The organism is Gordonia sp. N1V, from assembly GCF_029269935.1.
GTDB classification, from domain to species: Bacteria; Actinomycetota; Actinomycetes; order Mycobacteriales; family Mycobacteriaceae; genus Gordonia; species Gordonia polyisoprenivorans.
Window position 1 is genome coordinate 1 of the sequence record NZ_JARJDD010000101.1, and the last position, 482, is coordinate 482.

At 64.1% G+C, this 482-nt stretch carries 1 protein-coding gene; it reads left to right on the plus strand.

Features of this window, described 5'->3' with window-relative positions:
* A partial coding sequence (locus P3L18_RS28290) for a DUF222 domain-containing protein (RefSeq protein ID WP_276116010.1) occupies positions 1-383 on the plus strand: 383 nt, incomplete at its 5' end.
* Positions 384-482: the final 99 nt, after the last annotated feature.

The window sequence follows — 482 nt, forward strand, 5'->3', positions numbered from 1 at the left end:
TGGAAGCAGTCCTGCGCGCCGGACTGGATGTCGGTCTCGGCCCCCAATCCCATCGCGGGCTACCACCACATCTGATCATCAAAGCATCGCTGTCCGACCTGATCGCGCAGACCGGGATGGGCGTCACGGCGACCGGCACCCTGCTCCCGATCCGCGATGTCATCGCCCTCGCAGCTCAGTGCCAGCCGTGGCTGGCCGTGTTCGACGACCACACCAGTCTTCCCCTGTATTTGGGGCGCGCTTTCGTCCCAATGGTCGAGGTGCCAAGGAGCGTTAGTGGCGTTCCCTTTCTCCCGGTGGTCGAGGTGCCGAGGAGCGATAGCGACGAGCCTCGAGACCTGTTGCACCGCTGCTGGTTTCCGACCATTCACGGAAGCACGTGACGGTCTAGAACCGGTGACCGCCGAGTAGTTGAGCGAGTCGGGTGTCGATCGGCGAGTCCGGGCTGGGGTCGGGGGTGAGGATTTCGACGAGGTCGTAGT